Consider the following 25,953-nt stretch of genomic DNA (forward strand, 5'->3'; position numbering starts at 1 on the left):
GTTCGATGTAATTCTATTTAAACCTATCTCATGGCCGTCGGTATCCGGTCCTCCCGGCAACCGGGTAATCGGAGCCGTATCCGGGCCGGGATCTCCCCGCCAATCCGCGATTTTCATCACAGACACCAATAAGTAGCTTCCCCGCATATCTGTACCGGCAGTAATGAGCAGTGTCGAAGAACAGATACGGGAACTTGAGGACGAGATCAAGAATACCCCGTACAACAAAGCGACCTCGAAGCACATCGGCCGCGTAAAGGCGAAACTCGCGAAGATTCGTGACGAAGCAGTAGTCCGGGCCATGGCCTCCTCAGGTGGGGGCGAGGGCTACTCCGTGAAGAAGTCGGGTGATGCCACTGTTGTCCTGGTCGGTTTCCCTTCCGTAGGTAAGAGTACGCTGCTCAACAGGCTCACCGGCTCTGATATAAGCGAGACGGCAGCCTATGCTTTCACGACCGTCTCCGTCATCCCGGGCTCGATGGAGCACCGGGGCGCAAAGATCCAGATCCTGGATATCCCCGGCCTGATCGCCGGCGCCGCCATGGGCAAGGGCCGCGGGAAAGAGGTGATCGCCGTCGTCCGGAGCGCGGACCTGATCCTGGTCCTGGTCGACGTCTTCAACGAGAAGCATGTCGACGTCCTCCTCCGCGAGCTCCACGACGCAGGGATCCGGATCAACCGCCCGAAACCCGATATCACCATCAAGAAGTCCGGGATCGGCGGTATCAGGCTGAACACCGTCGGCGCCGTCGACCTCGACATCGACGAGATCCGTTCGATCCTTGCAGAGAGCAAGATCGTCAACGCGGACGTCCTGATACGGAACGAGGTCAGCCAGGACGACTTCATCGACGCAATGATCGGCAACCGGGTCTACGTCCCCGCGTTCATCGCGGTCAACAAGGTCGACCTGGTCGACGAGAAGACGCGGGCAACGATCGAGGAAGAACTGGGCGAGCGGTTCGGTGACGCACCGATCATGGTCTCGGCGCACAGCGGCTACAACATCGAAGACCTCAAAGACGCCATATTCGAGAACCTGGGGTTCATGCGGGTCTACTTAAAGCCGGTCGGCGGCCCCGCGGACATGGACGAGCCGCTGATCGTCCGGAGCCCGGCGACCGTCGAGGATATCTGCAACCGGCTTCACCGGGACTTCGCGGACAAGTTCCGGTATGCAAAAGTCTGGGGGGACTCGGCCAAGCACGACGCGCAGCGTGTCGGCCTCACCCACACCCTCGCGGACGGGGACGTCCTCACCATCGTCACCCGCCGCTGATCACTTCTTTGAGGACCGCGAGCGGCGCGTCGGTCTTGAGGGCGGTGCCCGAATAGTGCGCGCGGCTCGCCCGGTAACCCCGGGCCACAAGCCGCGCGATCACCGTCTCGATGCTGCCGGGCGAGACCCGCAGCGATTTTGCCACGACATGGTAGTCGTAGTGGCTCGATGTCTCCAGTTCCTGCCGGCAGGTCGAAAGCAGCCGCGCGATCCGCTGCCCGGTCCGGGCCGTGACGGCGGGAAGCGCCTCCTGCATCGTGGAGAGGGTCGCGTCGTCGTTGATCCTCCCGGTCCAGAGCGGGCCGACAGGGACGAGTTTGGCCCCGCAGAGCGGGCACTCTTCCGGTTCGGGAAGCATCCCCATCTGCTCCGACCGGTAGAGGCAGCGCGGGCACTGCATCACGTAACCGAGCCTCGATAGCGACCGGTCGGCCGCCGCCGCCCCGTCCCGGATCCTGAGGTGCAGCCGGTGGAAGTGCTCGTGCGCGTAGCAGAAGAGGGGCTCCACCCCGCGGTCGTACTTGATCACCTCGCGCACCACAAAGCCGAGGAGCGTCCGGAGGCCGACTTCGGGGTGGTACTCGGTGTTCCGGGGCCGGGAGAAGTAGCGGCGCATCCCGGCCTTGAGGTGCGCTCCGCAGAGGGGCGCGGTGTCGGTCGCGGTGACGAAGAGGTACTTCCCGGCGCTCCGGGCCGCTGAGTCGACGAACGGCGCCGGCGTCCCGAAGGGGTCGAGGTCGACGGCGTTGAACTTCCGCTCGCTCATCAGCGCGTTCGCGTCGCCTCTGGTGACCTCGGCGCCGAGGCTCAGCGCTTCCACGTTCTGCCGGATGAGATCGACCGCTCTCTGGCTCCAGTCGTTGATCGTGACCGGGATACCCACTTCGTTCGCCACCCGGAGCCCCCGGACGCCGGATGCCCCCATGGCGTCGAGGTAGTTCTCCGGCCGCAGAACGGAGAGGAGAAGAACGGTAGAATCCCGGTTCAGTTCCATGCGCGAGTTGTAAAAGACCGGGCCGCTTCCCGGTGGGAACTGGAGGTTCGGATCCTGTCTTGGCACACAAAACCGGGTCTTTCCTTCCGTAACCTCAACGATATCCATGCTTCCGGAAAGGTGGATGCTCGATACCCTTATACCTTCTTATGAGTAATACTACTACTCCGATGTGTGGGCTTGTGGCCTAGCCTGGACATGGCGTCAGCCTCCTAAGCTGAATGCCGGGGGTTCAAATCCCCCCAAGCCCGTCCTTTTTCGTGATCCCCGTTCGTAAAACCTCTGGTTATTTATCGTCCGCGAAAGAACCTAACTCTTCGAGAATGAGCGCCGCTGCCTTTGTCAGGATCACCCGCCCGCACAACGCCGTCGTTGCCGGGCTTACCGCGCTCATCGGCTATCTCGTCGCGACCGGGACGCTCACGCCGCCGACGCTCCTGCTCGCCGTGGCCGTCGGACTCATCACCGCCGCGGGGAACGTCATCAACGATGTCTACGACGTCGAGATCGACCGGATCAACCGGCCCGACCGGCCCATACCCGCCGGGCTGATAAGCCTTGCCGGCGCCAGGACATACACGGTGGCGCTCTTTGCAGGCGGGCTTCTCGCCGCCGCCATGACGACGGCGCTCAGCTTTGCGATCGCTCTCGTAAACACGGTGGTCCTGATCGCGTACGCCGTCTGGCTGAAGCGGACGCCGGGCCTCGGGAACATCGCGGTCGCCTACCTGACGGCGAGCGTCTTCCTCTTTGGAGGGGCGTTTGCCGGGGTCGAGGGGCTCGTCCAGAACCTCTCGCTCGCGGCGATCACGTTCCTTGCGACCATTGCGCGGGAGGTCCTCAAAGACGCAGAGGACGTCGAGGGCGACGCCGTGGGGGGCGCACGCACCCTCCCCATGATCATCGGCGTCCGGGAGACCGGGTGGCTCGCGCTTGCCTGCGCCTGCGGTGCCGTGGTGGCGAGCCTCCTCCCGTCCGGGGACTGGTGGAGCCCCTTCTACCTCGTCGCCATCGCGGTCGTGGATGCCGTCATCCTCTTTGCGGCCTTCCGCGGGGCGAGATGCGCGACGCCGGCCTGTGTCCGGGCTTCAGGGGCGACCTCGATCCTGCGGGCGGGCATGTTCGCGGCGCTCGCGGTCTTTGCGGTTGCCGCGGTGATATAGGCCTGTTCTCTGTATCGACGCGACCTCTCGCGTTGGACGCGAAGCCGCGAAGAACGACCTCCCCGAAGGGGGGGAGTTTGAGCGCCGCCAGGTGTGAGGGGGGATCAGTAACTCCCTGCCGAGTTCACGTTCTTCGCGGGTCGCACCTCCGGTGCTCCCGCTTCGCTCCTGACGGCTTCTCACGCTCGCTACGCCCGCGGCTCGAAGCCTGGACGGTGCCTACACTAATCCGACCATTCTTCGCGCTCTTCGCGCCTTCGCGTGCGCCAACACTGCAGAGATGCCGATGTTGTCTTGCGTGAAGTTGCAGGGTGGCCGGCGGCCTTTTGCCGCTAAAAATCTATATTGCCCCGCACCGCGCCAAAAGCCTGTACTGATCATTTTATGTTGTCCGGGACAAAGTTATGATCGCGGGAGATCTTCATGAAAGTTTACCGGCACGGGGACACATATATAGCGCCGAAGGGTTCCTATTTCGACGGAAACGTGAAGATAGACGGGAATTTCATCGCCCCCCCGGAGACGCATATCTGGGGCAATATCGTCGTTGCCGGACGCCTCGAACTCGGCCCCTGCTCGACGGTCGGGGGCTCTGTCGAGGCGGAGAGCATCATCGTCGGCCGTGACGTCAGGATAAAAGGGCCGCTTCATGTCAGAACGACCGCCACCATCTGCGACAACGCCTGCCTCCGCTCGGTCCAGGCGGGAGGCAACATCACCCTCCGGCCGGGCGTCAGGGTCGGGGACGTCAACAGCGACGAGACGATCTTCGTCTACGGCAAGGTCACGAGCGAGCGCCTATTCGGCCGGGCCGTGAAGGTCTACGGCACCTGACGGGTGCTCGACGCCGAGCAGGGCGACGTCTCTCACCGTGGCCCAGTCCGCCATCGTCTCCACGCAGCCGTCCTTGAAGTTCACGACGCCCATGGGGACGATCCCGACGTGGTCGCACATCTCGATCCCGTCCTTCACCTCCATGAGGCAGCCGACACCGATGATCCCCCGCGGCCGGTATTTTTTGACTATCCGTTTGATGAACGTCGAGCCTGGAATGATGAAGACGCGGTAGCCGACGCTCTCCAGCCAGACAGTGTTCTCCCCGACCTGGCAGCGGCCGCAGTTCCGGCATTTCAGGCCTTCCGGCGTCAGGTGCGCCGGGCACTGGGCCGACCGCAGACAGTGGGGCAGAAAGACCGCCCGTTGCTCCACCGGGGTCTCCGAGAACGCCTTTGTGTTCATCGTGTTCCGGAGCGTTATGAAGAACGTGACGAGGTCCCGGTCGTCAAGGCCGAGGAGCTTGCAGAACGCCTTCACGAGCCCTTCGAGGAGGACCATCCCGGGGATCAGGATCCGGGGGAGGTAGAACTTCCCCCGGGTGATCGAGGCGGTGACGATGATGGCGAGGATTATTGCCGCAAGGAGCATCCCGAGAATGACGAAGAACGTGATCTCCCCGATGACGGTCATCAGCTGGATCCAGATCTCGGACTCAAAGAACATCATCGCCGGGATTCCTCTCCGGTTCTGATAAACCTGAACGATGCGGCATACGGGGGCCGGAGCACCCCTACCTCGGTGACGATGGCGTCGACGAGATCGAGCGGCGTGGCGTCGAAGGCGTAGTTGAGCACCTTCACGTCGTCGGGGGCGAGCTTTCTTTCGCCGCACCAGGCGAGTTCTTCCCGTCCCCGCTCCTCGACGGTGATCTCCGCCTCCCTCCGGGAGAGGTCGAACGTCGAGACCGGCGCCGCGACGTAGAATGGTATGCCGTGGTGGCGGGCGGCGACGGCGTGCATGTAGGTCCCGATCTTGTTGAAGACCGCGTCCTGCGTGATCCGGTCGGCGCCGACGATGACGAGATCGATCTTGCCCTTCCGCATCAGGTATGCGGCCGAGGAGTCGGGGATGAGGGTCACGTCGATCCCGTCCCGGGCAAGCTCCCAGCAGGTGAGCCGGGAACCCTGGTTCAGCGGCCGGGTCTCGCAGGAGATCACCCGGACGTTCTTGCCGGCCGCGACGGCTGAGCGGATCACGCCGAGCGCCGTTCCCCAGCACCGGCAGGCGAGCGCTCCCGCGTTGCAGTGGGTGAGCACCGTACAGTCGTCCGCAAAGAGTTCTGCGCCGAACCCGCCGAGCCTCCGGCAGGTCAGTTCGTCCTCTTCTGCGACGGCGTTCGCTTCCGCGACCGCGAGGGCCTTCGCCTCGTCGACCGATGCGGCCATCGCGATCTTTCTTATCGCCCGGTCGATCCCCCAGGCGAGGTTGACCGCGGTCGGGCGGGTGCTCTTGAGGAAATCTCCGGCCCGCCGGACCTCGTCCTGGAACCGGTCGAGGTCCGTTGCGGTGCTCCGGACGGCCGCGAGCGCCACGCCCATCGCCCCGGCGATGCCGAGGGCCGGGGCCCCCCGGATCTCGAGCCGCCGGATCGCCCGGGCGAGGTCCGTTGTGGTGGTGCACCGCATCACCTCATACCTGCCGGGGAGGAGGGTCTGGTCGATGTAGACGATGCTCCCGGTCTCCGCCTCCCACGCGACGGTGTAGGGCTCGCTCTCCGGCATGCTCACCCCGCCCTGATGACGTCGAGGTAGGCCCGCATCGCCGCTGCGCCGCCCATGGCGACCGAGTCGGGGATATCCCGCGGCGCGGTGGCCGTCCCCGCCACGTAGATCCCGGGCTTCACCGTGAGCACGGGGCCGACCTTCTGGTCGGCGACCCCGAAGAATCCCGACTCGTCCTGCGGGATGCCGAGCATCCGGGCGATCACCTCCGCCCCCCCGGCGGGTTCGAGCCCGACGGAGAGGACCACCAGGTCCGGGTGGAACGTCTCGACCTCGCCGGTCTCGGTGTTCTCTGCGGTCATCATCAGGTGGTCGTTTGCCGCGAGCACCTCGCCGGGGAACCCGCGGACGAACCGGACGCCGAGGTTCCTCGCCCGCTCGTAATACTCCTCGTAACCCTTCCCGTATGCCCTGACGTCGTTGTAGAAGACGGTGACCTCGATGCCCGGGTTCTTCTCGCGGATGAGCACCGCGTTCTTCATCGCGTACATGCAGCAGACGCCGGAGCAGTAGGGGCGGCCGGCGGCGATGTCGCGGGAGCCGACGCACTGGACAAACGCCACGCTCTGCGGGGGTTTGCCGTTCGAGAGCCGCTTCAACTTGCCGCCCGTGGGGCCGGACGCGTTGATCATCCGCTCGAACTCAAGGCTCGTGATGACGTCGGGGATGGTGAGGTAGCGGAGCTGCGTCTTGTTCCGGGCGTCGAACGTCGCATAACCGGTCGTGACGACGATGCTCGCCGCCTCGATCTCGATCAGCCGCTCCTCGTCCTCGCGGAGGATAGCCTCCCTCCCGCAGACGTCGTAGCAGAGGCCGCACTCGATGCAGTGCTCCTTGTCCTTGACGACGACGTCGGGGACCGCCTGGGCATGGGGCTTGTAGATCGCCTTTCGCACACCGATCCCGGCGTCGAACCGGTTGTAGACCTCGACCGGGCAGATCCGGGTGCAGTCGCCGCAGCCGTTGCACTCGTCCTCGACGATGTAGCGGGGGTGCTTCCTGACCCGGACGTGGAACCTGCCGACCTCCCCCTCGACCGACTCGACCTCGGCGCAGGTGTGGATCGTGATCTTCGGGTGCCGGGCCACCTCCACCATCTTCGGGGAGAGGATGCACATCGAGCAGTCATTGGTGGGGAACGTCTTGTCGAGCTGGGCCATGTGCCCGCCGATGGTCGGTTCGCGCTCGATGAGGTGGACGTGGATATCATGGCCGGCAAGGTCGAGCGCCGCCTGGATGCCCGCGACCCCGGCGCCGATGACGACGACCTCAGCCATGGCGGTACCTCCCTGCGAGTTTGACGTATTCACGTGCGTTGTGGACGGTTCCCTCCCGCTGCTCTGGCGTCGTCTCCCTGACCACCTTGCCGGGGACGCCGAGGACGAGCGAGTTTGCAGGGATCTCCTTTCCTTCCGTCACCACGGCGCCGGCGCCGAGGATCGATCCTTCGCCGACGACCGCGCCGTTCAGGACGATGGCGCCCATCCCGACGAGCACGCGGTCACGGATGGTGCAGCCGTGCAGGATGGCGCCGTGGCCGACCGAGACGTCCGTCCCGATCGTGACCGGGAACCCCGGCGTGGTATGGACGACGGCGTTGTCCTGAACATTCGAGCCTGCCCCCACCGTGATCCTGTCCCTGTCGGCCCGGACGACGGCCCCGAACCATACGCTCACGTCGTCGGCGAGCGTCACGTCTCCGATGACTGTTGCGTTCTCCGCGATAAAGACGCGGTCCCCCACAAACGATCCGCTCTCCATAGTACGTTTAGTATTGGTTGCGGCGATAGAAAATCCTCTCCCTTGATGGAGATGGGTGGCACAGACGCCGCGGTCAGGGGAGGCATGAGTCCCTATGAGATATTGCGACTCCACGCGAAGTGTGAGCACGAGCAGAGCACGAGCACCGCAGGTGCGAGTCGCGATGGACGTGAAGTTCAGTATAGTAACTCCCCTTCGCGGCTCCGCGTCCAACGCGAGAGGCCCCGTCATCGCTCATGAACTTTCAGCTCACGCGAAGCCGCGAAGAACGCGAAGAATGGTAGATGGGTATGATACTCCCCTTCGCACCTGAGGGTGCTCAAACTCCCTCCCCATCGGGGAGGTCGTTCTTCGCGGCTTCGCGCTCTTCGCGTGAGGCCGTGTCATCGCTCATGAACTTTCAGCTCACGCGAAGCCGCGAAGAACGCGAAGAATGGTAGATGGGTATGATACTCCCCTCCGCACCTGGGTGCTCAAACTCCCTCCCCATCGGGGAGGTCGTTCTTCGCGGCTTCGCGTCTTTCGCGTGAGGCCGTGTCATCGCCAATAAACTGTCCGCTCACGTGAAGAACGGTGTTCCTGCTGAACGGGATTGGAGCACCGCAGGTGCGACTTGCAGGCGGAGCGTGAGAGACCGTCAGGCTTCGAGCCGCTCTCCTCTCCCCCGCTGCCAACCACTACCCATAAAACCCCTCGCGCCAAACGCCTCCGGATGAGAGTGATGGTCGGGGGGACGTTCGATCCCCTGCATGCCGGGCACAGGAAACTCCTCGCCCGCTCCTTCGAGCTCGCCGGGCCCGACGGAGAGGTGGTCATCGGGCTGACGACCGACGAGTTTGCCGGCGCCAAGGTGCATCCCGTCCACACCTACGAGGAGCGGCTCGAGAACATCAGGGGCTTCATCCGCGAGCACGGCTACACCGCGGCCTGGAAGGTCGAGCAACTCGTCGACCGCTACGGCAGCGCGCTCGATGCGGACTTCGATATCCTCGTCGTCTCCGAGGAGACCTTCCCGGTCGCCGTCGAGATCAACGTCCTCCGTCGGGAACAGGGGCGAAAAAAAGTGGATCTCCACGAGATCTCGTGCGTCCTTGCCGAAGACGGCCGGCGGATCTCGAGCACCCGGATCTACCGGGGCGAGATCGACCGGCAGGGCCGCCTGATCAGATGATGTGTTCGGCGATATCGTCCTTGAGCAGCCAGTCGCAGTAGAGGCAGTGCAGCCCCTTCGGCAGCACCTCGAACGCGCTCGCGACGGGCTCGTTCGTGTTCGTGATGCAGCCCGGGTTCGGGCACCGCACCACGCCCCTGATGATCTCGGGGATCTCGACGCCTTTCTTCTCCACGACCCGGAAGTCGCGGATGATGTTGATCTTTGCCTGCGGCGCGATCAGGGCGATACGGTCGACCTCCTCGGTCCGGAGTTCCCTGTTCTCGATCTTGACGACATCTTTGCGCCCCATCCGCTTGCTCCTGACGTTCGTCGCGATGCTCAGGCACTCCCGCGTCGACCCGGTGATGCCGAGGATCCGCAGGACGTTTAAGGCCTCGCCGGCGGTGATATGATCGATGACGGTGCCGTTCTTGATAGGGCTGATGATCAGCCCGCCTGACGGGTCTTTCTTGGTCACTTCATCACCTCATGGAGGAGCGCCATCCTGACCGGCACCCCGTTCTTTGCCTGCTCGAAGTACCGTGCATACGGCGTGTTGTCCACCGCGGGATCGATCTCCCCCGCGCGCGGGAGCGGGTGGAGGATCATCAGGTTGTCGCGGACACCGGAGAGGAGGTCGGGCGTGATCCGGTAGCTGGACGCGACGTTATAGAACGACGCCGAGTCCGGGAACCGCTCACGCTGGATCCTGGTGACGTAGAGGACGTCGAGGTCCCGGATCACCTCCTCGACGTTCTCGTGCTCGATCACCTCCATCCCGCGCTCCCGAAGTTCGAGGGTGATGTTTGCCGGCATCTCGAGCCCTCCGGGCGCGATCGTGTGGAGCGTCACGCCGTAGAGCGAGAGGGCGAGCGCGAGCGAGTGCGCCGTCCTCCCGTAGCGGAGATCGCCGAGCAGCCCGACGTCGATCCCGTCGACCGGCATCGACTGCCGGATGGTGTAGAGGTCAAGCAGCGTCTGGCTCGGGTGCTGCCCCGCGCCGTCTCCTGCGTTGATGACCGGGACCGTGGCGAACTCGCTTGCGAGCCTGGCTGCGCCTTCTTTCGGGTGGCGGAGGACGATGGCGTCCGCGTAACCGCTCACCACCCGGATGGTGTCGGCCAGCGTCTCTCCCTTGACGATGGAGCTTGCCTCCACGGAGTCCACGCTGATCGACCGCCCGCCGAGCCGGGCCATGGCCGTCGCAAACGACATCCGTGTGCGGGTGCTGGGTTCGAAGAAGAGGAGGGCCGCCAGTTTGTCCTCAAGCCTGCAGGAGCGGCAGTTCCCCGTCTCGAACTCCCGTGCCCGGTCGAGCAGGTAATCGAGGTCCTTTCGTTCAAGATCGCGGATCGATATAATGTGGTACATCGTGTGGCTACCTTCCGGGGCCTGCCTCCTGCCGGATCGCCGCCGGGATACAGGGTAAGCCCCTCTTCTCTCCTGAATAATGGTTCTCCGCAAACCCACTAATACCTTTTTTCCCTGCCCGGCAGACGGCAACCTTTCTCACCTCCGCCTGCCTAACACTACTCCGGGAGGATAACCTATGTCCGAAGAGAAGGAAACATACGCCCCCGAGACCTGTTGCCACTGCGGGGGACTGGGATGCCTGTACTGTAATAAAAACGGCACGGTGATGGTGCCGCAGCCCTCGCAGAAGTGCAGGCACTGCGACGGGGACTGCTGCATCTACTGCGGCTACACCGGGTGGGAACGCCCGCTCCGCGAGTAACCCCACCTATTTTCGTGCGATCGTGACGTAGCCGCTGTGGGCGACCCTGGTCGACGGGCGGGTCCCGCGGGCGGAGCGCGTCAGTTCCCGTTCCATGCACTCGTAGCAGTGGACGTCGCGGAAGAGCGGCGCTGCGGCGTCGAGCGCCGTGAAGGTGTGCTCGAGGAACGGCGTGTAACAGGCGAGGTAGCCCCCTGGACGGAGGAGCGAGAAGGCGTGCTCCACGTGCGCCGGTGTCAACGTCAGGTCCAGGTGGACGACGTCGAACTCGCCCGTCGCCTCGAGCATATCGGCCGCGACCACCTCGACGTTCTCGAGCCGCGCTTCCCTGACGTTCTTCTCCGCAATCCGGGCAAACTCCGGGCGCACCTCGTAGGTCTTCACCTCGCGGGCGATCTTCCCGAAGTAGATCGCGGCGACACCGCTCCCGGTCCCGGCGTCGAGGACCGTGTCCTCGCGGTTCATCCCCGTGTAAGCGATGACGATCCCGATATCCTTCGGGAGCATGGGCGCCCCGCTCCTTTTCGCGTGGACAAAGAAGTCGGTCGGCCGGGGGCGCAGGACCGTGAACGGGACGTCGAGGTGGGTCCGGATCTCGTCGCCGGAGTTCATCCCCGCGAGCGCTCCGCGGTCGATCATCCCCCGGTCGGTGGAGAACTGCCCTTCGCCAGCCGTCACGAAGTACTCGCGGTCCTCGCCGACGAGCAGGAGGCGTTCGCCGTCTTCGATCATTGCTGCGAGAGTTTCAGGATCGCTTCGGCGATGTCGCCGCGGGTCTCGCCGAGCGCTTTCCTCGCGGCCTCTTCGGCAACCCCGGTCTGGGATGCGACGAGGGCGACGTCCTCGTCGGGGATCTCCGGGGCGGCCTCCTCGAACCGGGCCTCCCCGGTGAGCTGGTAGGTGGTGACCCCCTGCATGGTCGTCGCGACGACCTGGGCATCGTCAAAGACGTAGTTCCCCGCGGGCGTATAGATCACCACTTTCTCGACGCCCTCGATCTCCTCCATCTCCATGCCCATCTGCTTCATCATCTGCTTCATCTTTTTCGGGTTTACTTTGCCTGGAAACATCAGGATCCTCTCCCCTGCCGTACTTTTACCGCTACACCATAATTAAATGCCAGCATCTCCCTGCCGGAGAGCAGGGCGGCCCCGGTTGCGAGGAGCCGGTCGTCGGCGGCCACCACCAGCACCTCGTCTCCGGCGCGGATGCCCTCGTCGGCGGCGACGACATGCTTTGCCATCGCATTCTTCCCGTCGGCGACAAACGGCGCCACGTCCTCCTGGACCGTCACCCGGTAGGCCGGGGGAGGAAGGTGGGCTGCCAGTCGCGCCGCTCCGGCGACGCCGATGGTCAGGCGGCCGTCCTGTGCCCTGACGGTGGCGACCCGCTCGTTTCCCAGCCGCACCTGGCGGATGCGCCCCGTCGTCGAGAGCTGGAAGGTGCAGCCGTCGGGGAAGAGGGCCTCCCCCGCCCCGGCGCCGAACTGGAAGTCAGCTATTGTCCGGATCCGCCGAAGCGGATTGTCGTTTGAGTATTCGGTTGACACGATCAACAAACTCCTCTTCTGTAGTCTTCGGTATGAAGGCGCCTGCGGCGATCCGGTGCCCGCCGCCCGCGCCGCCGACCGCCGCCGACGCCTCGACGAGCGCCTCCTGCAGGTCGACGCCCCGGGCGAGCGCCCACTCGTTCGTCCGCATCGAGACCTTGGTAGTCTCCGGTTCGTCCACCATCGCGGAGAGCACCATGATCGGCTTTCTCCAGTTCAGTTTGGAGAGCGCCATCCCCGCCCCGATCCCGACGATGGTGTCGGGGAACTTATCGCCGGTGTGGACGTACTGGATGTGCGAGAGTTCCGTCACCCCCGTATCGAGGATGTACTGGAGCAGGTCGCGGATGATCGTCCGGTGGTGCGCGAGCATCTGCTCCGCGTCGCGGTAGGCGTCGCCGCGGTCCCCGCGACAGATCCTCCCGCCGATGCCGGGCCTGGCCCACCGGCCGCAGGCGTTGAGCAGGGTGGCGTACTCGGAGGCGTTCCGGAGCGCCGTCCGTTCGGGTTCGTCGGGGAAGATGTAGGTCTCTGCGAGCAGCCGGTCGGTTTCCCGCCCGTGCGCGATGAGCTGCTGGGCGAGGGCGCTGATGATCCTGCGCCGGTCCTCAAACGCGAGTTCCTCCCAGACGAACCAGCCGCCCCGGGAGTTCTTCAGTGTGACGCCGAGCCGCTCGAGGAACCGGAGCGCCGAACTGGTGCTGTTTGAGATCCCGTCGATGTAGGGGTCGTCGCAGTAGCCCAGGCAGACGTGGATGGGGCGGGTGGACGTCCCGTAGCAGTTCAAGTCCCGGCTCTGGACGATAATATTGCCGTACTCGACGCCGTCAGAGACGATCTCGCGGGCCGGGCCGACCAGCCCGCAGTTCTCGCGGGCCATCATGTCCCCGACGTTCCCGACGACGGCGAGTTTGGCGAGGTCGATGTTTGTGGAATCGAGCGCCTTCGCGACCAGGTAGGCGACGCCGGCGGCGCTCATCCGGGTGATCCCGTGGTCGAGGGAGTTCACCTGGGGGTAGGCCGTGCCGCAGGGCTGGCTGACGTGGTGGTCGAGGATCAGGACCTCGTCGGCGGAGAGGCCGTGCTCCTCAATGAGGCTCTGCTGGCCGGCGCCGAGGTCGGTGAAGAGTTTTAAGGAGTCGTCCTTTTCGACGTGCCGCATCGCCATCGGCTCGAGCTGGCGGACGAAGACTGACTTGACGGTCATGCCCTCGCGGGCGAGCGCCTGCGCGAGGATCGACTCCGTGCTGATGCCGTCGGCATCGATGTGGGAGACGATCGTTACCGAGTCCGCTTCGCAGATCAGATCCGCCGCTCTCCGCACATCTGTTTCGAGGCCCATCTCCATAGTAGTGGGTCGTGAAGTGTCAATAAAGCATGGGACCCAGGTCATCTCTTTACATCTGTCAAATAACTCATGCCTTTGCGCAGGCTACATTGCCTCACGCGAAGCCGCGAAGCCGCGAAGTTGGTTCTTGTGTCGGCGGTCCACTTCGCGTTCTTCGCGGCTTCGCGTGAGACTTTACTGCTACCCCTGCATCGCCTTCGCAACGTTTCGGTGCTCCTGCTCGGAAACGCTTCGCGTTTTCTCGTGTTCCGTTCCTACGGGCAGTCGCACTTCGGACCTTCGGTGCTCGAGCTCCTGCCCTACGCGGGCAGTCGCACTTTCAAAAATTATCTAAGATTATACCACCATAGCACCGATCAGACAACCGCCGGAGGGACGGCACATGGCAACAAACGAAATGCGTGAGTTCTTGGAGACCGGCGTGATCGATGCCGGCAGGATGCGGGCGATCGAGGAGAACGCCGTCGCGCTCGGCTACCCGGCGCTCCTGATGATGGAGAGCGCCGGGCGGGCCGTCGCGGATGCTGTTCTCGCCCGCAACCCCTCCCGCGTCCTCGTCCTCTGCGGGAGGGGGAACAACGGCGGCGACGGGATGGTGGCGGCCCGGTACCTCCAGCACCTCGATTCCGTCGACGTGGTCTATCCGGACTGCGGGTCGATGACCCCCCCGGCCACGGTCCAGGCCTCGCTTCTCTCGCACTCCTCCGTCGGCGTCCACCCGGTCAGGTGCGCCGCCGATATCGAGTCACTCGGCCGGCTCTTTGAGGAGGCGGATGTCGTCGTCGACGCGATGCTCGGCACCGGGGCGTCGGGGGCGGTGCGGGAGCCGCTCGCGAGCCTTGTTTCCCGGGCGAACGCGAGCGCCGCATCGGTCGTCGCCGTCGATATCCCCACCCCCGGCATCCGGGCGGACCGGATCGTATCGTTCCACCGGCCCAGGGTTGCGGGGGCGGACGTCGCGGATATCGGGATCCCCCTCGAGGCCGAGATCTATACCGGGCCGGGGGATCTCACGCTCGTCCCGGCGCGGGCAGAGGGGGCCCACAAGGGCGTCGGCGGCGAGGTCCTCGTTGTCGGGGGCGGGCCTTACCAGGGGGCGCCCTACATCGCGGCGATGGGAGCGCTCCGCGCCGGGGCCGATATCGTCCGGGTCGCCTCCCCGGCATACATTCCCATGCCCGACCTGATCTACGAGCGCCTGGAGGGGAAGGCGATCACGGGTGAGCACCTCGAGGCGATCCTCCCCCTCGTCGACCGGGCCGACGCGGTCGTCTGCGGGATGGGGCTTGGCAAAGAGAGCCACGACGTCGTCCTCGCCGTCGCGGAGGCGGCAAAGCGGGCGGTCTTTGACGCCGACGCACTCGTCCGTCCCCTCCCTGTGGCGAAGGAGACGATCTATACCCCCCACGCGGGCGAGTTTTCCCGGATCGCCGGGACAAAACCCCCGGCCGACCTCCTCTCGCGCGGCCGGTGCGTGAAGGCCGCCGCAACCGCCGGGACCATCCTCCTCAAAGGCCCGGTCGACGTCGTCTCCGACGGGACGCGGGTCCGGTTCAACCGGACCGGAAGCCCCGCGATGACCGTCGGGGGGACGGGCGACCTGCTTGCCGGTGTCGCGGGGGCGCTCTTCTGCCACCTCCCGGCGTTTGAGGCCGCCTGCGTCGCCGCGTACGTCTGCGGCAGGGCCGGGATGCGGGCGGCAGAGGGGCGGGGGTCCGGCATGATCGCGACCGATATGCTGGCCTACATCCCCGGCGAGCTCTTCGGCCGGGCACCCCGTGAGTGACCTCCCCCGATACGCCCCCTTTTATCCCGCGAGGAAAAAGATCTCCTGATAACATGAGCGAGTCCGGCGAACACGGCAAGACCCCGGTCTTCACCCACATCGAGAACGACCGTGCACAGATGGTGGATATCTCGGGAAAGACCGAGGTCACCCGCGAAGCGGTCGCGAGCGGGCGGATCTACCTCCGGGACGAGACCCTCCGGGCCATCCGGGAAGGAACCACGGTCAAGGGCAACGTCCTCGCAACCGCGCGGGTTGCCGCCACCCTTGCGGTGAAGGATACTCCGCGCCTCATCCCCATGTGCCACCCCATACCGCTTGCGGGCATCACCATCGACTTTGAGGAAGGCGACGGCTACATCGAGGCGATCGCCCGCGTCAAGTCCTACGGAAGGACGGGCGTCGAGATGGAGGCGCTCACCGGCGTCTCGGTCGCTCTCCTCACCGTCTGGGATATGGTCAAGTCGGCCGAGAAGGACGAGAACGGGCAGTATCCGGTCACCCGGATGGATGCCATCCACGTCGTCGAGAAGCGCAAGGGTGTTTAGACCTCCCGGACGGGCAAGGGCCCTCCGGGGGAATCCTTTATATCGGCTCTCGTCGACCTGCTAGGAACCACGGGATGCGTCCCGGAAAGGAATGTGGCGGAAACGCTGAACCTGAGGTGATTAAAAACATGGCAAAGTCAATGTATGCCTACGTTCGTGAGGCATGGAAGCGGCCGGACAGGTCCGCAGTGAAGGGCCTGCTCTGGGAGCGTCTCCAGGTGTGGCGGCGCGAAGGGACCGTCGTGCGCGTGGAGCACCCGACCCGGATCGACCGGGCCCGCTCGCTCGGCTACAAGGCAAAGCAGGGCATCGCCGTTGCGCGGGTCAAGATCCGCCGCGGTGGCCGGAGGAAGTCCCGGTACGTCCGCGGACGCAGATCCGCACGCATGGGCATGCGCCGGACGACCCCGGGCAAGAGCCTGCAGCGGATGGCCGAAGAGCGTGCATCCCGCAAGTTCCCGAACATGGAGGCCTTGAACTCCTACTGGGTCGGGGAGGACGGACGGTCCAAGTGGTATGAGGTCATCCTCGTCGACGGGCACCACCCCTCGATCCGGAGCGACCCCCACCTCGCGTGGCTCGCCAACCCGGTCCACCGGGGCAGGGCGGAGCGCGGCAAGACCTCCGCCGGCATGAAGGGGCGCGGAATGCGGACGCGCGGGCGCGGAACCGAGAAGACCCGTCCGAGCATCCGTTCCAACGCGAACCGCGGCAAGTAAATACCTCTCCTTTTTTATACGGCTACCCACGATGAAGATCACAGACGCCTGTGTGTATCCATATCCTGCCGGCGACTCTACACCGGCACGGATGGCGTTCGAGGCTCGCGATCTCGGGTTCGACAGCATCATCGCCGTCGGAGCGGGCGTCCGTCCCTCGCCCGGGGCCGAGGTTCTCCGGGGCGCCGTGATCGGTGCCGCGTCCATAAAGGACGTCCTCAAGCAGGTGCGCGACCCCGCCGTCCGGCGTGCCGACGTGGTATCCGTCAATGCACGGGACATCGCCTTCAACCGGGCCGTCGTCTCCTTAAAGGAGATCCGGGTCGTCCGGGGCATCCACGCCACCCAGAGAAACGCCTTCGACCACGTCGCCGCACGCTCGGCAGCAGAGCACGGCGTGGCGGTCGACATCTCGCTCGCCCCTCTCATCCAGCTCCGCGGGACGAGGCGCCAGAGGGCCCTCCAGCGCTACGCGGACATCCTGACGCTTCAGCGGCGCTACGGCTTTCCACTGACGATCTCGTCGGACGCACGCTCGATCCTCGAGCAGCGGCCGGTCCGCGACGTCCAGGGCCTCTGCGGCCTCTTCGGGATGACCGGGACGGAAGTGAGCGAGGCCCTCGCGTCCGTGGGGAGGCTTGTTACGCCCGATAGCCCGGTGAAGGTGGTCCGATGAAGCCGAGACCCCCCGCGATGCGGACGAAGCGGCGCTATATCCTGGTCCGGATCCTCCCCTACGGGATGGTCGCGGACCAGAAGCAGGTCTACCTCTCGGTCATCGAGGCGGCGACCTCTCTCCTTGGAGATGCTGTCGTCGGCCTTGCGCAGCCGGCAGTGGTCTCCTGCGACGGAGGATATGCCGTCGTCAGGTGCCGGCGCGGGAGCGAGGCGGATATCACCACGGCTCTTGCAACCGTCACCTCGGTCGCCGACGAACGGGCAGCACTCCGGACGGTCGCCGTCTCAGGAACCATCCACGCACTGCGCCGGCGCATGAAACCGATCCGGCCTGCTCAGGATCCGGCGGAGACGGCGGTCGGGGACGGTTGTTTCACGGCGTATCGCTATCCCCGTCAAAAAGTTGATTTGCTTGAAAAGGGTATTAAGCATCAGAAGTTATTGTTTTTCACCGAAGCTGATTTGGAGGAACGATAAATGCAACCACAATATCAGATGGGATATGACCGGGCGATCACGGTGTTCAGCCCGGACGGAAGGCTCTATCAGGTTGAGTACGCCAGAGAAGCGGTGAAACGGGGCACGACGGCCGTAGGGATCAAGTGCAGCGAAGGCGTCGTGCTGATCGTCGACAAAAGGGTGACCTCCCGTCTCCTCGAGCCGGTCTCCATCGAGAAGATCTTCAAGATCGATTCGCACATCGGCGTAGCGTCCTCCGGGCTCGTCGGCGATGCGCGGTCCCTCGTGGACAGGGCGCGGGTCGAGTCCCAGATCAACCGGGTCTCCTACAGCGAGCCGATCAACGTCGAGATCCTCGCAAAGAAACTCTGCGACCACATGCAGACCTACACCCAGTTCGGCGGTGCACGTCCCTACGGGACCGCTCTCCTGATCGCCGGGATCAGCGACGGGGAAGCCCGTCTCTTCGAGACCGACCCGAGCGGCACGCTGCTCGAGTACAAGGCGACCGGGATCGGCACGGGCCGGCCCGCGGTCATGAAGGTCTTCGAGGAGGAGTACCGGGAGGAGGCAGACCTTGCCGGCGCCGTCAGGCTCGGCATCAAGGCCCTGCACGCCGCGACCGAGGGGAAGCTCGACGTGAGCGCCATCGAGATCGGCATCGTCTCCACCGCGACCCGCGAGTTCCGGAAGCTGGAGAAGGATGAGGTAAAGACCTACGTCGACCAGTCCGAAGAGTGAGCGTCATCCTCTATGATACCCCTCGATCAGGCAGTAGTAGCGCGGCTTGAGAGCCACGGCGAGCGGTTCGAAGTCCTTGTCGACCCGGACCTGGCTCAACGCATCCGGCAGGGGGAGGAGATCGATCTCGAGGATGTCGTTGCAGCCATCCATATCTTCTCGAACGCCGCCCATGCCGAGCGGGCCGCCGACGAGGACCTCCTGAAGGTCTTCAAGACGACCGAGTTCGAACCGGTCGCCATGCGGATCATCCAGAAGGGCGAGATCCATCTCACCTCCGAGCAGCGCCGCCACCTCACCGCGGAGAAGCGGAACCGTGTCATCACGTTCATCTCGCGGAACGCCGTCAACCCGCAGACCGGCTTCCCCCACCCGCCGCAGCGGATCGAGCTTGCGATGGAGGAGGCGAGGGTGAACATCGACCCCTTCAAGTCCGTCGAGGAGCAGGTCAAAGAGGTCGTCAAGGCGCTCCGCCCCATCCTCCCCATACGTTTCGAGGAGATCCGGATCGCCGTGAAGATGCCGCCCGACCATGCCGCGCGGGCCTACGGGGAACTCCAGGGCGCCGTGACGCTCGAGCAGAGCGAGTGGCAGAAGGACGGATCCTGGATAGCCGTCGTCAGGATTCCCGCGGGTATCCAGGAGGAATTCTACGACCTGGTGAACAAACTCTCTAAAGGAAACGCAGAGACGCGGATCCTCGAACGCAAGTTGTGAGTAACTATATTAATCGACAGCACAAAAATTAGAGGACATACAAGAGGTACGCGAAATGGCAAATCGCAAACAGAGTGCAAAGGGCAGGGTAGTAGGAAGTTCCGGGCGTTTTGGTCCGAGGTATGGCCGGTTTATCCGGAAGAGAGTGAACCAGATCGAGCAGCTCACCAACGCGCGCCACGTCTGTCCCCGCTGCGACCAGGCAACGGTCAAGCGCGAGGGCACGGGAATCTGGGCATGCCGCAAGTGCGGGTTCAAGTTCGCCGGCGGCAGCTACGTCCCCGAGACGCCCGCGATGCGCGTCGCCGTACGGAGCATCGAGCGCTCGCTGCAGAGGGAGGGCTAATCGGCCGTGGCCGCCTACAAGTGCGCTCGCTGTAAGCAGAAAGTGGAGATCGACGTCAATATACGCTGTCCCTACTGTGGACACCGTATCCTCTTCAAGGAACGCGGGGCCGGCATAAAAGATCTGAAGGCCCGATGACGGTCTTCACGACGTCACGGAAACCGCTCCCCGAAGTGCGCTCCCTCTCCCGGGATATGGCGTTCGCGATCGGCGCTGAGTACGTCACCCGCGGCAAGTCAAGCCTGGGTGACCTCTTTGCCCTCGACCCGTCGATCGTGATCGTCTCCAGATCAGGTCCCATTTTTCTCGTCCAGGTCTTCGTGAACGAAGAGCCGATGGTGGAGTTCGCCGTCCGGTCGTTCTCCGTCGAGGAGCGGGCGGGAGAGATCACCCGCGGGCTTTTTGTCTCCGGTCGGCCGCTTTACGAGGCGCTCAAAGACCTGCTCGACGTCGCGTATGCCGGTGAAGCCCTCCCGGCACATCGTATCGTCTTTGACGGAAGGCAGCGGAAGCGCTACGTCCTGGAGGTCCCCGGGTGACGCATACCGCGGTCTTCCGGTTCACGACTCACGATGCCCGTGCCCTCTATCTCTCCGTCTGCCAGGAGATGGGCGACGTGGGAGACCGGTCGTCCGTCCGCGTGCGGCTGGAAGGTGAGGAGACGCTCGTCCTCGAGGTGGCCGCCACCGATATTCCTGCCCTCCGCGCAGCCCTCAACACCTGGCTCCGGCTGATCAATATCGCGATCGAGATGCGTGAGCTCGCCGCTCCGTCCGGGTGACGGCCGTTCCCCGTCGCCGGGGACGCCGGACCCTCACCTTTTAAGGCTTCCCCGCCCTATCATGTAGAGAAAGGGCATCGGGCCGGGACGGCCCCCTGTCCGCCACCCGAAGTATTGTTACAGTTCCCGTCCAGTTGAGGAGGGTTGATGATCATGGAGAATATACCACCCAAAGTACAGAACCAGCTGGCGATGCTCCAGCAGATGCAGCAGCAGCTGCAGACCGTGGTCTCGCAGAAGGCCCAGTACGAGATGACGATCCGCGAAGCCCGGCGTGCAGTCGAGGACCTCGGCGACATCCCGGAGGATGCGGCGGTCTTCATGAACGTCGGCAGCGTCATGATGCAGAAGAGCCGCGAGCAGGTGCTCGCCTCCTTAAACGAGCGGGTCGAGACCCTCGAACTCCGGATCAAGTCTCTTGAGAAACAGGAGAAGGCCCTGCAGGGGCGGTTCGAACAGCTCTCGACGCAGATCCGCGGAGCCCTCGAAGGGAAACAGCAGCCCCCCGGTGCTGCCTGAATCTAAAACCAATCTTTTTTAGCTCTGGGGAAATCCCGCTTTCAGAGGTCATACCGCCAGTCACGATTGCCAGCGAGGCACTTTCGGGGGCTGTATGAAGCATTTCTCCAGAGCCATCGATACCTCGTTCACGCGAAGAACGATGGATGGAACATCCGGAGTTTGAGCCCCGCAAGGTGCGAGGCGCAAAGCCGCGAAGTCGGGCCGGTGCTGGCAGTCCCTTCGTGTCCTTCGCGGCTTCGCGTGCGATTCCTGTGAAAAACCAGGTATTTCTCCAGAGTTTCTTTGAATTGGCAAAAATGGGGTGAGATGTTCACTCCTCATGCCTGAGGTCGTTCTTTCGCGTCCGGCAGACGAGGTTGATCGCGTTGATCACCGCCTCGACGGATGCAAGGACGATGTCGTCGCTTGAGGCGCTGGCATCGAATACCCGGCCCCGCTCGTCCTCGACGGCGATGGTGACGTGGCCGAGCGCGTCGGTCCCCCCGGAGATCGCCTCGATGTTGAACTCCTTCAACTGGACCGGGGCGGGGATGATCCCGAGGATCGCCCGCACGGCCGCATCTACCGGGCCGTTGCCGACGCTCGAGAAGATGTGCTCGACCCCGTCGACGGTCGCCCGAACGCTCGCCGTCGGGATGACGTGGTTCCCGGTCATGATGGCGACGTCCTGGAGTTCCAGGGTTCTCTCGTCGGGGGCAACCTGCATGACGCTTCCGGCGATCTCATAGAGGTCCGCATCCGTCACCCGCTTGCCCTTGCCGGCGATCCCCTTCATCCGCACGACGATCTCGTCGAGCTGGGCGTCGGTGGGCTCTATATGCGTATCGAGGAGCATCTGCCTGACCGCATGCCTCCCGGCGTGTTTGCCGAGTTTCAGCCTGCGCCGGTGGCCGACCATCTCCGGGGTCATGATCCCGGGCTCAAACGTGTCCGACCGGGTGATCACGCCGTGGGAGTGGATCCCGCTCTCGTGGGCGAAGGCGTTCTCGCCGACGACCGGCTGCGTGGCGGGGATGCTCATCCCGGCGTAGCGGGAGACGAGCCTTGAGGTCTCGACGAGCCTCGTCGTCCGGATCCCGGTCTCGATCCCGTAGATCGACTCGAGCGCCATCACCGTCTGCGCGAGGTCTGCGTTGCCCGCCCGCTCGCCGAGGCCGTTCACGGTCACCTGGACCTGTGAGGCGCCGCCCTCGACCGCCGCGATGGTGTTTGCCACCGCGAGACCGAAGTCGTTGTGGCAGTGGACGTCGATCGGGCAGTTCACCTCCCGGTCTATCCGGGTGATGAGGCGTTTCATGGCCGCCGGGGTGATCACGCCGACCGTGTCGGGGACGTTGATGATCGTCGCCCCCGCGTCCACCGCGACGCGGTAGACATCGATCAGGTAATCCCAGTCGGTCCTCGTCGCGTCCATCGCGGAGAACATGCACCGGTCGACGTGGTCGCGGGCGTAGGCAATGATCTCGCCGGTGGCCTCGAGGACCTGCTCGCGGGTCTTTTTGATGGTATACTCGCGCTGGACGTCGGACGTCGGGATGAAGACATGGATCATGTCGACGTCGCATTCGATGCAGGCGTCCACGTCGGCCCGGATCGACCGTGCCAGGCCGCAGACCCGGGTCGCCAGATCGAGGGCCTTGATGGCTTTGACTATCTCGTGCTCGGCGTCCGAGGATGCGGGAAAGCCCGCTTCGATGGTCTGGACTCCTATGGCGGAGAGCTGCTCTGCAATACCGAGTTTCTCTTCACGGGTGAATGAGATGCCCGGTGTTTGTTCACCGTCGCGCAGTGTGGTGTCGAAAACAGTGACGTTGCTTTTCGCACGGCTATCGGTGAAGAAGACAGTACGCTTCAGCGTTCCCAGGTGCTTCGGCGTTTGTAGGGTTCATATGATATCATTATCCAGTTGAGTATATAAAGAATGGCGTCCACGCCGCGTGGCGTCCCGGCGATTCGGCGAAACATATATTAACAACCACTACCAACATTAGTAGAGCAGAGACCCGCCTTAACTCAGACTGGTAGAGTGCGCGGCTGTAGTATAGTCTTCGTCTTCGGGCGAACTGCGCGGCTACCGCGATGTCCCCGGTTCGAATCCGGGAGGCGGGATCTATAGCAACATGTGCCCAGGTAGTGTAGTGGCCTATCATGACGGCCTGTCACGCCGTCGACACGGATTCGAATTCCGTCCTGGGCGTCAACTTCTTTCATTTCCGTTGCCGGGAGCAGAGCCTGTCTCGGTCCCATGCCGAAACCTGCTGCGCGTCCCCTGTTCCTCATGATTTTGCCGCGAATTCCTGACCGTCGCACTCCGGCAGCCCGCGCGATCAGATGTTTTTAAATATGTGAACTTATTTTTATTTCTCTGATAAAATATATATACCCGAATGCAGTATTCGGTCTCATGCACGTTCTGGCAAAACTGGTTAAGGGCGATCCCCTGTTCAACACTCTGGGGGCGCTCATCATCGGGACCGGCGTCTTCGTCTTCGTGAGTATGCTCTTATATGCCTGCGGTTTTCTGACCTGACAACAGACTCCGGCCGCCGGGAAACGGTGTGAAGGCACCGTCCCGGCGGCCCGGAGCGGCCCCGGCAGAGGAAGTCCGGATCGCTCTTCTCCGGGGCGAATGATCAACCCTTATGAGAGATCCGTCTCAACGTGTGATACGAGCGGCAACAGCCCGCGGATGTGACTCTGATGACCCTGACCACGAACGAACAGGACCTGCAGGCCCTCCTCGCCCGTATCGCCGACCCGGACAAGAGCGTGCGGGCGGAGGCGATGCGCGGGCTTGCTGCGCTTGGAACCCCGGCCGTGCCTGCCTGCACAGCCTTACTTCAGAATCCCGACTGGCGGGTGCGCTACCGTGCGGCGGAAGCCCTCGGCCTCATCAGAGATGCCGGGGCGTATGCGCCCCTCGTCGCCGCCCTCGGCGACGGGAAGGACCACGTCCGCTACATGGCGTCAAAAGGGCTCGGACTGCTCGGCGACCGCGGCGCGGTTGCCCACCTTGCGGCCATGCAGCGCGACTCAAACGAGTTCGTCCGGCGCTCCGCGGCCGGCTCCCTCGGGAAACTTGGCGGCGAAGAGGCGGTCAGCGCGCTCGCCGCCGCCCTCCCCGGCGAGACGGTCGAGAGCGTCCGCCAGGCGATCCTTGCGGCGCTCCGCGAGGCGGGAGCGGAGGGGTATTACAGCTGATTATACAAAACTTCGCGTTCTTCGCGCCTTCGCGTGAGCTATCAGGTGCAGATCACGATACAGTCTCACGCGAAGACGCGAAGGACGACACTCCATCAGGAGTGGAGCACCTGATGAGGCGACGGGGACTACCAATCCTCGCGCAGGTGAGCCCCGTCATCCTCTCGCGACGATCACGGTGATGTTGTCGGTGCTCGCCGCATCCTTTGCGGCCTCTATCAACCTCCGGCACGCCGTGGCAGGGTCGCTCTCAAGCGCGATCACCCGGATAACGGTCGCCGGGACATAGTCGTGAAGCCCGTCCGAACTGATGACCAGGACCGCCCCGGCGATCTCCTGTTCGTCGATCTCGGCCCGCACCCGGCTTTCGAGGCCGAGCGCCTGGGTGACGATATTCCTGCCCGGATGGCGCATCGCCTCGGCGGGGGAGAGGATACCTGCATCCACCAGGCTCTGGACGTAACTCTGGTCGCGCGTCTGCCAGACCGACGCCGGCGTGATGATCTGCGTCCTGCTGTCGCCGACCGTGCCGATCCAGCACTTCCCCGACTGGTCGACGATCGCCGCGGAGAGCGTCGTAGCCGCGTTCAGCCCGTTCTCACGGTTATATGCATATATCGCGGCGTTCGCGCGCAGAAATGCATGCTCGAGGACGACAGCGGGCTTCAGCCCCGGGAGGCACTCGTCTGCGGTCTCCTCGAGGATCCTGACCGCCATCTCGCTCGCGACCTCCCCGCGGGCATGCCCCCCGACGCCGTCCGCGACGGCGAAGATGTCGTAGCCCCCCGTCCGGCCGGCAACCCAGGCGTCCTCGTTCTGCTCCCGCCCGCCTACGTCGCTCATCGCCGCATACCTGAGCCCCGGCTTCTCTTTCACGCTGTACCACTCTCTGTGTCCGGGGGAATAGTCTTTTGGTGCCCCCTGTCTCACGGGAACCCGCGGGAGAGCCCGCTCTCCCGTGCGCACCCGATAGCGTACTCGTACTCCCGCGCGGTGATCGGACGCTGCAGCGCGGCAAGCACCGGGCTCCTCCCTCCCTCGGCCGCACGCCACGCCGGGTGGTACTGGGCCATGACGTTCACGTAGGAGTCCCGCGAGATCTCGTCGGCGATGAACTTCATCACGATCTCGCTGTTCGCAAGGTTGCCGGGGAGCACCAGGTGACGGATGATCATCCCCCGTTCTGCAACTCCGTCGCTGCCGACGACAAGGTCCCCGACCTGCCGGTGCATCTCTCTGAGTGCCGCCTGCATGCGGCCGGTGTAACCGGGAGCATGGGAGAGTTCCCACGCGACATCGTCCCGCCCGTACTTCGCGTCCGGCATGTAGATCTCGATGACGCCCTCAAGGAGCCGGAGGGTCTCGACGGACTCGTAACCGCCGCTGTTGTAGACCAGCGGGAGGGAGAGGCCGCTGCCGGCGGCGATGGCGACCGCACGGAGGATCTGCGGGACGACGTGCGAGGGGGAGACGAGGTTGATGTTGTGGCACCGGCGCTCCTGCAGGCGGAGCATGATCTCCGCGAGGTCCTCGCACGTGACGGCCGCGCCCGCCCCGCACTGGCTGATGGTGTAGTTCTGGCAGAACTCGCACCGCATGTTGCAGCCTGCAAAGAATATCGTCCCGGACCCGTATCTTCCCACCAGCGGGGGCTCCTCGCCGAAGTGCGGGCTGTAACTGGAGACCCTTGGTTGGAGGCCGGTCCGGCAGAACCCCTCCTCGCCTTCGATCCGGTTGACCCGGCACTCCTGCGGGCAGACGACGCAGTCGCGGAGCACCTCCAGCGCCCGGTCGGCCCGCCTCTCGAGTTCGCCGGTCCTGAGAAGGTGCAGGTATCCGGGTAGTCGGGATTGTTCTGCTTCCGCCATGATCCCCCTTCATGGGCCCGGGAGAGAAGAAGGTTGACCCTCCCGGG

At 64.4% G+C, this 25,953-nt stretch carries 33 protein-coding genes and 3 tRNA genes; 22 read left to right on the forward strand and 14 right to left on the reverse strand.

The genetic code is table 11. The features are described from left to right. The first annotated feature begins 163 nt into the window (after window positions 1–163). Entirely contained in the window at window positions 164–1,279 is a 1,116-nt protein-coding gene (locus F8E02_RS12680) for an OBG GTPase family GTP-binding protein (RefSeq protein WP_317065975.1), read from the forward strand. On the opposite strand, the gene F8E02_RS12685 is transcribed toward F8E02_RS12680, so the two are convergent. Continuing rightward, complete coding sequence (locus F8E02_RS12685) at window positions 1,266–2,381, reverse strand: tRNA (guanine(10)-N(2))-dimethyltransferase (protein WP_317065976.1); 1,116 nt, start codon at window positions 2,379–2,381, stop codon at window positions 1,266–1,268. The genes F8E02_RS12680 and F8E02_RS12685 overlap by 14 nt on opposite strands. A gap of 68 nt (window positions 2,382–2,449) precedes the next feature. Here F8E02_RS12685 and F8E02_RS12690 point away from each other — a divergent pair. The 3 genes from F8E02_RS12690 (at window position 2,450) to F8E02_RS12700 (ending at window position 4,270) form a co-directional block, all read left to right on the forward strand. Beyond that, window positions 2,450–2,524: transfer RNA gene (locus F8E02_RS12690), tRNA-Arg, on the forward strand. A gap of 72 nt (window positions 2,525–2,596) precedes the next feature. Next, window positions 2,597–3,436: a geranylgeranylglycerol-phosphate geranylgeranyltransferase gene (locus tag F8E02_RS12695; RefSeq protein WP_317065977.1), complete on the forward strand. Its 840-nt coding sequence runs from the start codon at window positions 2,597–2,599 to the stop codon at window positions 3,434–3,436. Window positions 3,437–3,922: 486 nt separating this feature from the next. Continuing rightward, a complete protein-coding gene (locus F8E02_RS12700) occupies window positions 3,923–4,270 on the forward strand; it encodes a bactofilin family protein (RefSeq protein WP_317065978.1) in 348 nt (115 codons plus the stop codon). Here F8E02_RS12700 and F8E02_RS12705 read toward each other — a convergent pair. The 4 genes from F8E02_RS12705 to F8E02_RS12720 are packed head-to-tail and all read right to left on the reverse strand — an operon-like array spanning window position 4,235 to window position 7,755. Continuing rightward, entirely contained in the window at window positions 4,235–4,939 is a 705-nt protein-coding gene (locus F8E02_RS12705; RefSeq protein ID WP_317065979.1) for a DUF116 domain-containing protein, read from the reverse strand. The genes F8E02_RS12700 and F8E02_RS12705 overlap by 36 nt on opposite strands. Further along, a complete protein-coding gene (gene mtnA / locus F8E02_RS12710) occupies window positions 4,936–5,994 on the reverse strand; it encodes an S-methyl-5-thioribose-1-phosphate isomerase (RefSeq protein WP_317065980.1) in 1,059 nt (352 codons plus the stop codon). Before mtnA ends, F8E02_RS12705 begins: the two co-directional genes overlap by 4 nt. Before the next feature lie 2 nt (window positions 5,995–5,996). Continuing rightward, a complete protein-coding gene (locus F8E02_RS12715) occupies window positions 5,997–7,271 on the reverse strand; it encodes a CoB--CoM heterodisulfide reductase iron-sulfur subunit A family protein (RefSeq protein ID WP_317065981.1) in 1,275 nt (424 codons plus the stop codon). Next, window positions 7,264–7,755: a gamma carbonic anhydrase family protein gene (locus F8E02_RS12720; RefSeq protein WP_317065982.1), complete on the reverse strand. Its 492-nt coding sequence runs from the start codon at window positions 7,753–7,755 to the stop codon at window positions 7,264–7,266. The genes F8E02_RS12715 and F8E02_RS12720 overlap by 8 nt, the downstream gene beginning before the upstream one ends. Before the next feature lie 712 nt (window positions 7,756–8,467). On the opposite strand from F8E02_RS12720, the gene F8E02_RS12725 reads away from it, so the two are divergent. After that, complete coding sequence (locus F8E02_RS12725; RefSeq protein WP_317065983.1) at window positions 8,468–8,926, forward strand: phosphopantetheine adenylyltransferase; 459 nt, start codon at window positions 8,468–8,470, stop codon at window positions 8,924–8,926. Here the strand turns inward: F8E02_RS12725 and pyrI are convergent. Both pyrI and pyrB read right to left on the reverse strand, forming a co-directional pair. Beyond that, the gene (pyrI, locus tag F8E02_RS12730; RefSeq protein WP_317065984.1) at window positions 8,919–9,386 is read right to left on the reverse strand and encodes an aspartate carbamoyltransferase regulatory subunit; all 468 of its coding nucleotides are present in this window, start codon (window positions 9,384–9,386) and stop codon (window positions 8,919–8,921) included. The two genes, F8E02_RS12725 and pyrI, sit on opposite strands and share 8 nt — an antisense overlap. Then, on the reverse strand, window positions 9,383–10,279 hold the full coding sequence (gene pyrB, locus F8E02_RS12735; RefSeq protein ID WP_317065985.1) for an aspartate carbamoyltransferase: 897 nt from the start codon (window positions 10,277–10,279) through the stop codon (window positions 9,383–9,385). Before pyrB ends, pyrI begins: the two co-directional genes overlap by 4 nt. A gap of 178 nt (window positions 10,280–10,457) precedes the next feature. Between pyrB and F8E02_RS12740 the strand changes: the two genes are divergently transcribed. Then, window positions 10,458–10,643, forward strand: a complete 186-nt coding sequence (locus F8E02_RS12740) for a hypothetical protein (protein WP_317065986.1) — start codon at window positions 10,458–10,460, stop codon at window positions 10,641–10,643. Window positions 10,644–10,649: 6 nt separating this feature from the next. Here F8E02_RS12740 and F8E02_RS12745 read toward each other — a convergent pair whose 3' ends face one another. From F8E02_RS12745 to F8E02_RS12760, 4 genes are read right to left on the reverse strand one after another with little or no spacing between them, the layout of a single operon-like run. Continuing rightward, window positions 10,650–11,375: a methyltransferase domain-containing protein gene (locus tag F8E02_RS12745; RefSeq protein ID WP_317065987.1), complete on the reverse strand. Its 726-nt coding sequence runs from the start codon at window positions 11,373–11,375 to the stop codon at window positions 10,650–10,652. Next, window positions 11,372–11,713: a nascent polypeptide-associated complex protein gene (locus F8E02_RS12750; protein ID WP_317065988.1), complete on the reverse strand. Its 342-nt coding sequence runs from the start codon at window positions 11,711–11,713 to the stop codon at window positions 11,372–11,374. Before F8E02_RS12750 ends, F8E02_RS12745 begins: the two co-directional genes overlap by 4 nt. Beyond that, complete coding sequence (locus tag F8E02_RS12755; RefSeq protein ID WP_317065989.1) at window positions 11,713–12,192, reverse strand: PUA domain-containing protein; 480 nt, start codon at window positions 12,190–12,192, stop codon at window positions 11,713–11,715. The genes F8E02_RS12750 and F8E02_RS12755 overlap by 1 nt, the downstream gene beginning before the upstream one ends. Beyond that, on the reverse strand, window positions 12,137–13,534 hold the full coding sequence (locus F8E02_RS12760; RefSeq protein ID WP_317065990.1) for a DHH family phosphoesterase: 1,398 nt from the start codon (window positions 13,532–13,534) through the stop codon (window positions 12,137–12,139). Before F8E02_RS12760 ends, F8E02_RS12755 begins: the two co-directional genes overlap by 56 nt. Window positions 13,535–13,922: 388 nt before the next feature. Here F8E02_RS12760 and F8E02_RS12765 point away from each other — a divergent pair, with 388 nt between their 5' ends. The 12 genes from F8E02_RS12765 (at window position 13,923) to F8E02_RS12820 (ending at window position 20,834) form a co-directional block, all read left to right on the forward strand. Beyond that, entirely contained in the window at window positions 13,923–15,326 is a 1,404-nt protein-coding gene (locus tag F8E02_RS12765) for an NAD(P)H-hydrate dehydratase (RefSeq protein ID WP_317065991.1), read from the forward strand. A gap of 53 nt (window positions 15,327–15,379) precedes the next feature. After that, window positions 15,380–15,874: a cyclic pyranopterin monophosphate synthase MoaC gene (gene moaC / locus F8E02_RS12770; protein ID WP_317065992.1), complete on the forward strand. Its 495-nt coding sequence runs from the start codon at window positions 15,380–15,382 to the stop codon at window positions 15,872–15,874. A 128-nt stretch (window positions 15,875–16,002) separates the two neighbouring features. Further along, window positions 16,003–16,593 carry a 50S ribosomal protein L15e gene (locus F8E02_RS12775; protein WP_317065993.1) on the forward strand — a complete coding sequence of 197 codons (591 nt, stop codon included), beginning with the start codon at window positions 16,003–16,005 and terminating at the stop codon, window positions 16,591–16,593. 31 nt (window positions 16,594–16,624) lie between these two features. After that, complete coding sequence (locus tag F8E02_RS12780) at window positions 16,625–17,269, forward strand: RNase P subunit p30 family protein (RefSeq protein WP_317065994.1); 645 nt, start codon at window positions 16,625–16,627, stop codon at window positions 17,267–17,269. Next, window positions 17,266–17,748 carry an Rpp14/Pop5 family protein gene (locus F8E02_RS12785; protein WP_317065996.1) on the forward strand — a complete coding sequence of 161 codons (483 nt, stop codon included), beginning with the start codon at window positions 17,266–17,268 and terminating at the stop codon, window positions 17,746–17,748. The genes F8E02_RS12780 and F8E02_RS12785 overlap by 4 nt, the downstream gene beginning before the upstream one ends. Continuing rightward, a complete protein-coding gene (gene psmA / locus F8E02_RS12790) occupies window positions 17,749–18,471 on the forward strand; it encodes an archaeal proteasome endopeptidase complex subunit alpha (protein WP_317065997.1) in 723 nt (240 codons plus the stop codon). Between the two features lie 12 nt (window positions 18,472–18,483). Further along, window positions 18,484–19,188, forward strand: coding sequence for a ribosome assembly factor SBDS (locus tag F8E02_RS12795; protein WP_317065998.1), 705 nt, complete (start codon window positions 18,484–18,486; stop codon window positions 19,186–19,188). A gap of 55 nt (window positions 19,189–19,243) precedes the next feature. Beyond that, window positions 19,244–19,534: a 50S ribosomal protein L37ae gene (locus tag F8E02_RS12800; protein ID WP_317065999.1), complete on the forward strand. Its 291-nt coding sequence runs from the start codon at window positions 19,244–19,246 to the stop codon at window positions 19,532–19,534. Between the two features lie 6 nt (window positions 19,535–19,540). Then, window positions 19,541–19,672, forward strand: a complete 132-nt coding sequence (locus F8E02_RS12805; RefSeq protein ID WP_011844513.1) for a DNA-directed RNA polymerase subunit P — start codon at window positions 19,541–19,543, stop codon at window positions 19,670–19,672. Beyond that, window positions 19,669–20,073 (forward strand): hypothetical protein, encoded by a 405-nt coding sequence (locus F8E02_RS12810; protein ID WP_317066000.1) that lies wholly within the window; start codon window positions 19,669–19,671, stop codon window positions 20,071–20,073. The genes F8E02_RS12805 and F8E02_RS12810 overlap by 4 nt, the downstream gene beginning before the upstream one ends. Then, window positions 20,070–20,315, forward strand: coding sequence for a KEOPS complex subunit Pcc1 (locus tag F8E02_RS12815; RefSeq protein ID WP_317066001.1), 246 nt, complete (start codon window positions 20,070–20,072; stop codon window positions 20,313–20,315). Before F8E02_RS12810 ends, F8E02_RS12815 begins: the two co-directional genes overlap by 4 nt. A gap of 153 nt (window positions 20,316–20,468) precedes the next feature. Continuing rightward, a complete protein-coding gene (locus tag F8E02_RS12820; protein WP_317066002.1) occupies window positions 20,469–20,834 on the forward strand; it encodes a prefoldin subunit beta in 366 nt (121 codons plus the stop codon). Between the two features lie 313 nt (window positions 20,835–21,147). Here F8E02_RS12820 and F8E02_RS12825 read toward each other — a convergent pair whose 3' ends face one another. Then, a complete protein-coding gene (locus F8E02_RS12825; RefSeq protein WP_317066047.1) occupies window positions 21,148–22,692 on the reverse strand; it encodes a 2-isopropylmalate synthase in 1,545 nt (514 codons plus the stop codon). A 147-nt stretch (window positions 22,693–22,839) separates the two neighbouring features. Between F8E02_RS12825 and F8E02_RS12830 the strand changes: the two genes are divergently transcribed. The 4 genes from F8E02_RS12830 (at window position 22,840) to F8E02_RS12845 (ending at window position 24,038) form a co-directional block, all read left to right on the forward strand. Then, window positions 22,840–22,946: transfer RNA gene (locus tag F8E02_RS12830), tRNA-Tyr, on the forward strand. Between the two features lie 15 nt (window positions 22,947–22,961). Continuing rightward, window positions 22,962–23,034, forward strand: a tRNA-Asp gene (locus F8E02_RS12835). A 207-nt stretch (window positions 23,035–23,241) separates the two neighbouring features. Further along, window positions 23,242–23,367, forward strand: a complete 126-nt coding sequence (locus F8E02_RS12840) for a hypothetical protein (RefSeq protein ID WP_317066004.1) — start codon at window positions 23,242–23,244, stop codon at window positions 23,365–23,367. 170 nt (window positions 23,368–23,537) lie between these two features. Beyond that, window positions 23,538–24,038, forward strand: coding sequence for a HEAT repeat domain-containing protein (locus F8E02_RS12845; protein ID WP_317066005.1), 501 nt, complete (start codon window positions 23,538–23,540; stop codon window positions 24,036–24,038). 156 nt (window positions 24,039–24,194) lie between these two features. Here the strand turns inward: F8E02_RS12845 and F8E02_RS12850 are convergent, their stop codons facing one another. Both F8E02_RS12850 and F8E02_RS12855 read right to left on the reverse strand, forming a co-directional pair. Next, window positions 24,195–24,914, reverse strand: coding sequence for a PP2C family protein-serine/threonine phosphatase (locus F8E02_RS12850; protein ID WP_317066006.1), 720 nt, complete (start codon window positions 24,912–24,914; stop codon window positions 24,195–24,197). A gap of 50 nt (window positions 24,915–24,964) precedes the next feature. After that, window positions 24,965–25,906: a radical SAM protein gene (locus F8E02_RS12855; protein WP_317066007.1), complete on the reverse strand. Its 942-nt coding sequence runs from the start codon at window positions 25,904–25,906 to the stop codon at window positions 24,965–24,967. Window positions 25,907–25,953: the final 47 nt, after the last annotated feature.

This window comes from Methanoculleus caldifontis (assembly GCF_032842345.1).
GTDB lineage: Archaea > Halobacteriota > Methanomicrobia > Methanomicrobiales > Methanoculleaceae > Methanoculleus > Methanoculleus caldifontis.